Here is an 8,274-nt window from a genome sequence, read left to right as displayed (position 1 = left end):
TCGCGGCGGCTTTCCCGCGACACCCTCACCCACGAGGAGAACGGCCATGAGTTCCATGAACCCCGCCCGCTGCCTGCTCGCGCTGCTTGCCGGCGCGGTGATGTCGACGGCACTCGCGCAGCAGAGCTTCGTCTACCCCGCCAAGGGCCAATCGCCCGACCAGCAGAAGAAGGACGAAGGCGAGTGCCACAGCTGGGCGGTGCAGCAGAGCAAGTACGACCCGGCCAACCCGCCACCCCCGCCGGCAGCGGCCAAGCCGCCCACCACGGCCACGGGCACCGCGCCGGGGGCCGGCGTGCGCGGCGCGGCGCGTGGCGCCGTGGTCGGCGAGATCGTGGCCGATGACGCCGGCGCAGGCGCGGCTGTCGGTGCGGTGGCAGCGCGCGGGCAGAGCCGGCGCCAGAACGCCGCCGCGAACCAGCAGCAACAGCAGGCCGCTGCGCAGCAGCAGCAGGCGGGTGCCGCCTCCTACCAGAAGGCGCGTGCGGCCTGCCTTGAAGGGCGCGGCTACACGATCAAGTGAAACGATCACATCATCCAGGAGACCCAGCGATGCAGCCACGGATCTGGAAACCCTTGTTCGCTGGCCTCGCGCTCGCCGTGTGTGCCGCCGCGCACACCCCGGCGCTCGCGCAGACCGCCGACGAGACCATGCAACAGGTGCGCACCCAGGCACGCGGCGACAAGCGGGCCTTCGTCGCGCAGCAGCTGCGCCTCGATGATGCGCAGGCCAAGGCCTTCTGGCCGCTGTACGACCGCTTCCAGAAGGATCTGCTGGCGATCAACCGGCGCGGAACCGTGGCGATGGTCGGGTACGTGAACGTGCAGGACCGGCTCACCGACGGTGCCGCCGAGCAGTTCCTGCGCGAGCTGGCCGCTGTCGACGCCGAACGCAGCAAGCTGAACCAGACCTACCTGAAGCGCTTCTTGAAGGTGCTGCCGGGCAAGCAGGTGGCGCGCTACCTCCAGCTGGAGAACAAGATCCGGGTGGTGGAAGAGTACGACCTGGCGTCGCAGATCACCCTGGTGAAGTAGCGGCTGAGCAGCCTTCAGGCCAGCACGCGCAGCAGCCAGCGGTTGAGGTCGGCGATCTCCTCCATGCACACCGAGTGCGGCATGGGGTACTGGTGCCATTCGATGTCGTAGCCCAGCGCGGCGAGGGCATCGCGCGAGCCCGCACCGCGCGCGAGCGGCACCACCGGGTCTTGCGTGCCGTGGGCCAGGAAGAGCGGCACGCTGCGGTTGGCCTCGCTGCGCTCGGCAGCGGTGCTGGCAGCCAGCGGCAGGTAGCCCGACAGGCCCACCAGGCCGGCCAGGCGCTCGCGGTAGCGCAGGCCGGTGAGCAGGCTCATCGCACAGCCTTGCGAGAAGCCGGCCAGCACGATGCGAGAGCTGGCCACGCCGCGTGCGTTCTCGCGCGCGATCAGCGCTTCGATCTCGGCCTGCGTCTCGCGCAGCCCGGCTTCGTCTTCGCGGCGCGCGAGGTCGGTGCCCAGGATGTCGTACCAGGCACGCATCACGTAGCCGCCGTTGATGGTGACCGGGCGCTCCGGGGCGTGCGGCAGCACGAAGCGCACCGGCCCCAGTGTGCTCAGGTCCAGCTCTTCGGCGATGGGGGCAAAACCTTCGCCGCTGTCGCCCAGGCCGTGCAGCACCAGGATGCTGCGCGTGGGGTTGGGGCCGGTTTCGAATTCGAGGGTCTCGAGGGGCATGCGGGCTCCGCGTTCTTCTTCAGGGCAATTGAGCATCGTAAGGCGGTCGGGCCGATGTGTCGTGCCGCCGATGTGTCTACCATCCCGGCTGATGGGTTGATCGTTGCCTGCCCGCAGTCGAGCCCGCCACAAGGAGAAGCAAATCATGTCGCAGCTCTGGCAAGAGATCCGCACCAAGCCGCTCCTGTGGCTGCTGGTGTTCGTGCCCGCGGTGCTCGCGGCGGAACACGCCTTCCATGCGAGCGGGCAGCTGCTGTTCGTGCTGTCGGTGCTCGCCATCGTGCCGCTCGCCGCGCTGCTGAGCCACGCGACCGAGCAGGTGGCGGCCCGCACGGGTGACGCGGTCGGTGGGCTGCTCAATGCGACGCTCGGCAACCTCACCGAGCTGGTGATTGCGCTCAGCGCGCTGAAGGCCGGGCAGTACATGCTGGTCAAGGCCTCGATTGCCGGCGCCATCGTCACCAACAGCCTGTTCATGCTCGGGGCCTCGCTGTTGCTTGGCGGCCTGCGCCACCACACGCAGGAGTTCAACGCCGCCACCGCACGGCTGCAGGCCGGGCAGCTGTTCCTCGCGACGATCGCGCTGCTGGTGCCTTCGATGCTGGTCGGCATGGCACCCTCCGAGGGTGGCGCGCACCCCTTGCTGCAGCAGCTAAGCCTGAGCCTGGCCATCCTGCTCGCCGTGACCTACGCGCTGGGCCTCTTCTTCTCGCTCAAGACGCACAAGGAGTTCTTCGGCTCGGCCCGCCATGACGAGGGTGCAGAGGGCGACGAGCACGAAGAAGCACTCTGGCCGGTGGCGCTGGCGCTTGGCGTGCTGGCGGGCGTCACGGTGCTGGTGGCGCTCGTCAGCGAGGTCTTCGTCGCTTCGGTGCAGGTGGCCGCGGAGTCCATGGGCATGAGCGATGCCTTCGTCGGCTTCGTCGTCGTGGCGCTGGTAGGGGCCGCTGCCGAGATGGCCTCGGCCTTCTCCGGCGCCCGCAAGAACCGGCTCGACCTCAGCGTGGGCATTGCCCTGGGCAGTGCGACCCAGATCGCGCTCTTCGTCGCGCCTGTGCTGGTGCTGGCCAGCTACGTGCTGGGGCCGACGCCGATGTCGCTGCAGTTCTGGCCGGGTGCCATGGCGATGATGTTCCTGGCCACACTCACCGTCGCGCTGGTGTGCAACGGCGGGCGCAGTGCCTGGTTCCTGGGCGTGCTGGTGCTGGCGGTCTACCTGACTTTCGCCACCACGCTTTTCCTGTTGCCGCCCAAGGCGTAGGCGGCTCACGGTCTCAGGTTTTGCGGAAGATGCCCAGCTTGCCGAGGATGAAGATCAAAAGCGCCGCGCCCGCCACGGCCACCACGAAGCGCCCGATGCCGCCGGTGGGCGCCAGCCCGATCAGACCGGCGATCCAGTAGCCCAGCGAGGAGCCGACCACGCCCACGAGCACGTTGGCGATCCAGCCCATCTGCGCATCGGTCTTCATCACGATGCTGGCCAGCCAGCCGACGATGCCGCCGATGATCAGGGAGACGATCCAGCCCATGTCCGCGCCCCTCAGCGCAGGCCCTTGCCGGCCATGCGCAGGATGTCGTCGAGCGGGTTGCCGTCGCCGTTCATGTCGAGCATGGAGGCCAGGCCGCCCAGCGGGGACGACGACGCGCCACCGGCGCTGGGCCGGCCGCCGCCTCCGAGCAGGCCGCCCAGCAGATCGCCCAGGCCACCCAGCCCGCCGCCGCCCGGCGCAGCGCCCTGCGACGGCGCGCCGTGCTGCTTGGCCATGAAACCGGTGACCAGCATCGCCAGCAGAGGCAGCATCTGCTTGAGCAGCGCCGGGTCGAGGCCGGATTGCGCGGAGGCGTTGTTGGCCACCGCCACGCTCACGTCCTTGGAGCCGAAGATCTGCCCCAGCACCTCGTTGCCCTGGCTCACGTCGGTGGGTTGGGGCGAGAGCACGTTGTCGAGCAGACCACCACCGCCCAGTTGCCCGAGCAGGTCGCCCAGGCCACCGAGCCCGTCGGGCTGGGCCTGCGTCTGTTTCTTCAGGCCGCCGAGGATGGCCGGCAGCAGTGCTTCCGCGCCGCTGGCGGCCTGCGCCTCGCTCACGCCGAGTTCGCGTGCCATGGACTGGAGCCCGCCCATCTGGGCCAGGATGTCGGTGATCTGCATGGCGTTCTCCCGCAGAGGTGGATCAGTCGAGCAGTTCCTTGGGGATGTTGCCGCCGTTGGCGGCGATGTTGGCGAGCAGGTTCTTGTGCAGCCACATGTTCATCTGCGCCGAGTCGCCCATCAGCTCGTCGGGGCAGCGCAGTTCCACCGCCAGCTCCTTGCGGGCGGCCAGGCTGCTGTCGAGGTCGAGCAGCTTGAGCAGGTCGACGATCGAGGTGCGCCAGTTGAGCTTCTGCGGGTTCGCCTTGGCCTTCTGCTCCATCAGGGCGACCACGTCGACCATGGCAATCGGGTTCACCACCGGCTCGGCCGGGGCGGTGGCAGCGGCCGGCGGCGGGGCCGCGGCGGCCGAGACGGGCGGCACCACCACGGGTGCGGCAGCGGCGCTGCCCATGCCAAGCTTGTCGAGGATCTTGCTGAAGAAACCCATGGCGCGCTCCTGTCGGAAAGGTGGGGGTGCCCGATCCTAAGCACAAAGCATGGCGCCGAGAAGACAGGGCGAGTTGCCCGAAGGTGCAATGGCCTCGCTGCGGCCGGCGCCTATTTCACAGCGTGAAGTCGTAGTCGATGATCAGCGGCGCGTGGTCGGAGAAGCGCTGGTCCAGGTAGATGTGCTCCTTGCGCGCCAGCGCGGCGATGCCGGGCGTGGCCAGGTGGTAGTCGAGCCGCCAGCCCACGTTCTTGGCGTACGCCTGGCCGCGGTTGCTCCACCAGGTGTATTGCTCGGCCTGCTGGTTGAGCGTGCGGAAGACGTCGACCAGGCCGATCTCGTCCAGTGCGTGCGTCATCCAGGCGCGTTCTTCGGGCAGGAAGCCGCTGTTCTTCTGGTTGCTGCGCCAGTTCTTGAGGTCGATCTCCTTGTGCGCGATGTTGATGTCGCCCACCAGGATGAACTCGCGCTCGGCCTTGAGCTTCTGCAGGTAGGGTGTCATCAGCGCCAGGAAGCGGAACTTGGCCAGCTGCCGATCCTCGCCGCTGGAGCCGCTGGGGAAGTAGCAGCTGATCAGGCTTAAGCGGCGCTGCGGCGTGTCGTAGCGCACTTCGATGTAGCGGCCCTCGGCATCGAACTCGGGCGAGCCGATGCCCACCACCACGTCGCTGGGCGTCTGGCGGCAGTACATGCCCACACCCGAGTAGCCTTTCTTCTCGGCGAAGTGGAAGTAGCCGGTCATGTCGTGCACCTTGTCGAAGCGCTCGGCGATGTCGGCCGCCTGGGCCTTGATCTCCTGCACCCCCATACAATCGGCGCCCAGGGCCTCGGCCCAGGGCAACAGGCCCTTGGTGGCGGCGGAACGAATGCCGTTCAGATTCAAAGACACCAGACGAAACACGAGACACCCCCGATGAGCCCCGACACGACCACAGACACCCTGGCCCAGGACTTCGTGAAGTTCTCGGTGGACACGCGGGTGCTGCGCTTCGGGGAGTTCAAGACCAAGGCCGGGCGGCTGTCGCCCTACTTCTTCAACGCCGGCCTCTTCGATGATGGCGCCAAGCTGGCACGCCTCGCGGAATTTTATGCGTCGCGCCTGCTCGCTTCGGGTCTGCAGTTCGACATGATCTTCGGCCCGGCCTACAAGGGCATCACGCTCGCGGCGGCGGTGGCGATGGAACTCGCGCGCCGCGGCCGCAACGTCCCCTACGCCTACAACCGCAAGGAAGCAAAAGATCACGGAGAAGGCGGCACGCTGGTCGGCGCGCCCGTGGCCGGCCGCGTTCTCATCATCGACGACGTGATTTCTGCGGGAACTTCGGTGCGCGAATCCATCTCGATGATCCGGGCGGCCGGCGCCACGCCGTGTGCGGTGGCGATTGCGCTCGACCGGCAGGAAAAGGCCGCCGAGAACGGCGTCGATGCGCCGTGGTCTGCGGTGCAATTCGTCGAACAGCAGCTCAAGCTGCCGGTTTGCTCGATTGCGACGCTGAACGACTTGCTGCAGTATCTGAAAACCAACCAGGACACGGCCTTGAGCGAGCACTTTGCCCGCGTGGCCGCTTACCGAGAACGCTATGGGGTCTGATGTGTTGAAGCTGGTCAGACTGGCATTTGCCCTGGGCCTGCTGGGTGCCGCGGGTGCGAGTTCCGCAGCCATCTACAGCTGCGTCGACGCCAACGGCCGCCGCCTCACCTCCGACCGCCCGATCGCCGACTGCCTGGCGCGCGAGCAGCGCCTGCTCAATGCCGATGGCTCGGTGAAGCAGGTGGTGCCGCCCACGATGACGGTCGACGAGATGGCCGAAGCCGAGGCCAAGAAGCGGCAGGCCGAAGTCGACCGCGCCGCGCAGCAAGACGCCATCCGCCGCGACCGCAACCTGCTGACGCGCTTCCCCAATGAGGCGGCGCACAACAAGGCACGCGAGGCGGCGCTCGACGACGTGCGCAAGGGCGTCAAGTTCTCCGAAGACCGTCTGGTGGAGTTGCAGAAGGCGCGCAAGCCGCTGCAAGACGAAACCGAGTTCTACAAAGGCAAGAAGTTGCCGGCCAAGCTGAAGCAGCAACTCGATGCCAACGAGGCCGCGGCCACCGCGCAGCGCTCGCTGGTGCAGAACCAGAAAGACGAGATCGACCGCATCAACACGCTGTACGACGTAGAGCTCGACCGGCTCAAGAAGCTGTGGAGCGGCACGCCGCCGGGCGCCCTGCCCGTGGCACCGGCGGCCTCGGCCACCGTGGTTCGCAAACCGGCGCCGAGCAAGTAGCCCGGCGCGCAACCCGCGCCCTCAGACCGCGAGCTTCTTCTTCAGCAGCTCGTTCACCGCAGCCGGGTTGGCCTTGCCCTTGGTGGCTTTCATGGCCTGGCCGATCAGGGCGTTGAAGGCCTTCTCCTTGCCGGCACGGAACTCCTCCACCGACTTGGCATTGGCGGCCAGCACCTCGTCGAGGATGCGCTCCAGCTCGCCGGTGTCGCTCATCTGCTTGAGGCCTTTGGCCTCGATGAGGGCATCGACCTCGCCGCCTTCGGACCACAGCGTGTCGAACACCTGCTTGGCGCCGTTGTTCGAGATCGTGCCGTCGGCGATGCGTGTGATGAGCTTCGCCAGCGTGGCGGCGTTCACTGCCAGGCCCTTGCCTTCTTCGGCGTTCAGCCGGCGTGAGATCTCGCCCATCATCCAGTTGGCCACCAGCTTGGGCTGGCTGCAGGCCTTGGCGGCATCTTCGAAGTAGGCGCCGAAGGCCTTGGTTTGCGTGACCATGGCAGCGTCATACGCCGGCAGGCCGTAGTCGGTCTGGAAGCGCTCGGCCATCACGCGCGGCAGCTCGGGCATCTCGCCGCGAACGCGCTCCACCCATTCGGGCGCGATCACCAGCGGCGGCAGGTCGGGGTCGGGGAAGTAGCGGTAGTCGTGCGCGTCTTCCTTGGTGCGCATGGCGCGGGTTTGGCCGCTGTCGGGATTGAACAGCACGGTGGCCTGCACGATCTCGCGGCCGTCTTCGATCTCGTCGATCTGCCACTGGATCTCGGCGTCGATGGCCTGCTGCAGGAACTTGAAGCTGTTCAGGTTCTTGATCTCGCGGCGCGTACCGTAGTCGGCGCCGGGCTTGCGCACCGACACGTTGGCGTCGCAACGGAAGCTGCCTTCCTGCATGTTGCCGTCGCAGATCTCCAGCCACACCACCAGCGCGTGCAAGGCCTTCGCGTATTCGACGGCCTCGATGCTGGAGCGCATGTCGGGTTCGGTGACGATCTCCAAGAGCGGCGTGCCGGCGCGGTTGAGGTCGATGCCGGTCTGGCCGGCATAGTCTTCGTGCAGCGACTTGCCGGCGTCTTCTTCGAGGTGGGCGCGGGTGAGGTGCACCTTGTGCTTCACGTCGCCGACGAAGAACTCGACCTCGCCGCCTTGCACGACGGGCGTCTCGTACTGGCTGATCTGGTAGCCCTTGGGCAGGTCGGGGTAGAAGTAGTTCTTGCGCGCAAAGATGGACAGCGGCGCGACCTTGGCGTTCACGGCCAGGCCGAAGCGGATGGCGCGCTCGACCGCGCCCTTGTTCATCACCGGCAACGTGCCCGGCAGCGCCAGGTCGACCGCCGAGGCCTGCGTGTTGGGCGCGGCGCCGAACTGGGTGGACGAGCCGCTGAAGATCTTGCTGCGGGTGGAAAGCTGGGCGTGCGTTTCGAGGCCGATCACGACCTCGTAGCCGCGGATGAGTTTGCTGGTGGTCGCCATGGTCAGAAGCCTGCAGGAACGCGTGCGTGCCAGTCGGTCGCTTGCTGGAAGGCGTGCGCCGCGTGCAGCAGCTGCGCCTCCTGGAAGTAGTTGCCGATGAGCTGCAGGCCCACCGGCATGTTGGCCTCGCCGAACCCGGCGGGCAGGCTCATGCCGGGCAGGCCGGCCAGGCTGGCGGGCAGCGTGAAGATGTCGGCCAGGTAGCTCGCCACCGGGTCGTCGCTCTTGTCGCCGAGCTTCCAC

At 67.7% G+C, this 8,274-nt stretch carries 12 protein-coding genes; 5 read left to right on the top strand and 7 right to left on the bottom strand.

Translation table 11 applies throughout. From position 1 onward, the window contains the following. Positions 1-46: 46 nt before the first annotated feature. Positions 47-523, top strand: coding sequence for a glycine zipper family protein (locus VFL64_RS15915; protein ID WP_489541356.1), 477 nt, complete (start codon positions 47-49; stop codon positions 521-523). 29 nt (positions 524-552) lie between these two features. Next, positions 553-1,035, top strand: a complete 483-nt coding sequence (locus VFL64_RS15910; protein ID WP_489541355.1) for a hypothetical protein — start codon at positions 553-555, stop codon at positions 1,033-1,035. Positions 1,036-1,049: 14 nt separating this feature from the next. Here the strand turns inward: VFL64_RS15910 and VFL64_RS15905 are convergent, their stop codons facing one another. Next, complete coding sequence (locus VFL64_RS15905) at positions 1,050-1,712, bottom strand: alpha/beta hydrolase (RefSeq protein ID WP_489541354.1); 663 nt, start codon at positions 1,710-1,712, stop codon at positions 1,050-1,052. Positions 1,713-1,857: 145 nt separating this feature from the next. Here VFL64_RS15905 and cax point away from each other — a divergent pair, with 145 nt between their 5' ends. Continuing rightward, entirely contained in the window at positions 1,858-2,973 is a 1,116-nt protein-coding gene (gene cax, locus VFL64_RS15900; protein ID WP_489541353.1) for a calcium/proton exchanger, read from the top strand. Positions 2,974-2,986: 13 nt separating this feature from the next. Here cax and VFL64_RS15895 read toward each other — a convergent pair whose 3' ends face one another. The 4 genes from VFL64_RS15895 to VFL64_RS15880 form a co-directional block, all read right to left on the bottom strand. Beyond that, positions 2,987-3,241, bottom strand: a complete 255-nt coding sequence (locus tag VFL64_RS15895; RefSeq protein WP_489541352.1) for a GlsB/YeaQ/YmgE family stress response membrane protein — start codon at positions 3,239-3,241, stop codon at positions 2,987-2,989. Between the two features lie 11 nt (positions 3,242-3,252). Further along, positions 3,253-3,864 (bottom strand): DUF937 domain-containing protein, encoded by a 612-nt coding sequence (locus tag VFL64_RS15890; protein ID WP_489541351.1) that lies wholly within the window; start codon positions 3,862-3,864, stop codon positions 3,253-3,255. Positions 3,865-3,886: 22 nt separating this feature from the next. Next, positions 3,887-4,294, bottom strand: coding sequence for a DUF3597 family protein (locus tag VFL64_RS15885; protein ID WP_489541350.1), 408 nt, complete (start codon positions 4,292-4,294; stop codon positions 3,887-3,889). A 115-nt stretch (positions 4,295-4,409) separates the two neighbouring features. Further along, positions 4,410-5,195: an exodeoxyribonuclease III gene (locus VFL64_RS15880; protein WP_489541349.1), complete on the bottom strand. Its 786-nt coding sequence runs from the start codon at positions 5,193-5,195 to the stop codon at positions 4,410-4,412. Positions 5,196-5,207: 12 nt separating this feature from the next. Between VFL64_RS15880 and pyrE the strand changes: the two genes are divergently transcribed. Continuing rightward, positions 5,208-5,885, top strand: coding sequence for an orotate phosphoribosyltransferase (gene pyrE / locus VFL64_RS15875; RefSeq protein ID WP_489541348.1), 678 nt, complete (start codon positions 5,208-5,210; stop codon positions 5,883-5,885). Positions 5,886-5,889: 4 nt separating this feature from the next. Beyond that, entirely contained in the window at positions 5,890-6,564 is a 675-nt protein-coding gene (locus VFL64_RS15870) for a DUF4124 domain-containing protein (RefSeq protein WP_489541347.1), read from the top strand. 21 nt (positions 6,565-6,585) lie between these two features. Here VFL64_RS15870 and gatB read toward each other — a convergent pair whose 3' ends face one another. Next, entirely contained in the window at positions 6,586-8,031 is a 1,446-nt protein-coding gene (gatB, locus tag VFL64_RS15865; RefSeq protein ID WP_489541346.1) for an Asp-tRNA(Asn)/Glu-tRNA(Gln) amidotransferase subunit GatB, read from the bottom strand. 2 nt (positions 8,032-8,033) lie between these two features. After that, on the bottom strand, positions 8,034-8,274 hold a 241-nt coding region (locus VFL64_RS15860; RefSeq protein ID WP_489541345.1), incomplete at its 5' end, for an amidase family protein.

Origin of the sequence: Rhizobacter sp. (assembly GCF_035702065.1) — a bacterium.
Lineage (GTDB): Bacteria > Pseudomonadota > Gammaproteobacteria > Burkholderiales > Burkholderiaceae_C > Rhizobacter.
The sequence above is the reverse complement of the archived record's forward strand: the minus strand, read 5'-3'. Positions and strand labels throughout refer to the sequence as shown.

What these genes read in the sequence shown, in the direction of transcription:
- VFL64_RS15895 (WP_489541352.1), bottom strand. Translation starts at nt 3,241, where the DNA reads ATGGGCTGGATCGTCTCCCTGATCATCGGCGGCATCGTCGGCTGGCTG.
- VFL64_RS15885 (WP_489541350.1), bottom strand. Translation starts at nt 4,294, where the DNA reads ATGGGTTTCTTCAGCAAGATCCTCGACAAGCTTGGCATGGGCAGCGCC.
- pyrE (WP_489541348.1), top strand. Translation starts at nt 5,208, where the DNA reads ATGAGCCCCGACACGACCACAGACACCCTGGCCCAGGACTTCGTGAAG.
- VFL64_RS15915 (WP_489541356.1), top strand. Translation starts at nt 47, where the DNA reads ATGAGTTCCATGAACCCCGCCCGCTGCCTGCTCGCGCTGCTTGCCGGC.
- cax (WP_489541353.1), top strand. Translation starts at nt 1,858, where the DNA reads ATGTCGCAGCTCTGGCAAGAGATCCGCACCAAGCCGCTCCTGTGGCTG.
- VFL64_RS15910 (WP_489541355.1), top strand. Translation starts at nt 553, where the DNA reads ATGCAGCCACGGATCTGGAAACCCTTGTTCGCTGGCCTCGCGCTCGCC.
- gatB (WP_489541346.1), bottom strand. Translation starts at nt 8,031, where the DNA reads ATGGCGACCACCAGCAAACTCATCCGCGGCTACGAGGTCGTGATCGGC.
- VFL64_RS15890 (WP_489541351.1), bottom strand. Translation starts at nt 3,864, where the DNA reads ATGCAGATCACCGACATCCTGGCCCAGATGGGCGGGCTCCAGTCCATG.
- VFL64_RS15905 (WP_489541354.1), bottom strand. Translation starts at nt 1,712, where the DNA reads ATGCCCCTCGAGACCCTCGAATTCGAAACCGGCCCCAACCCCACGCGC.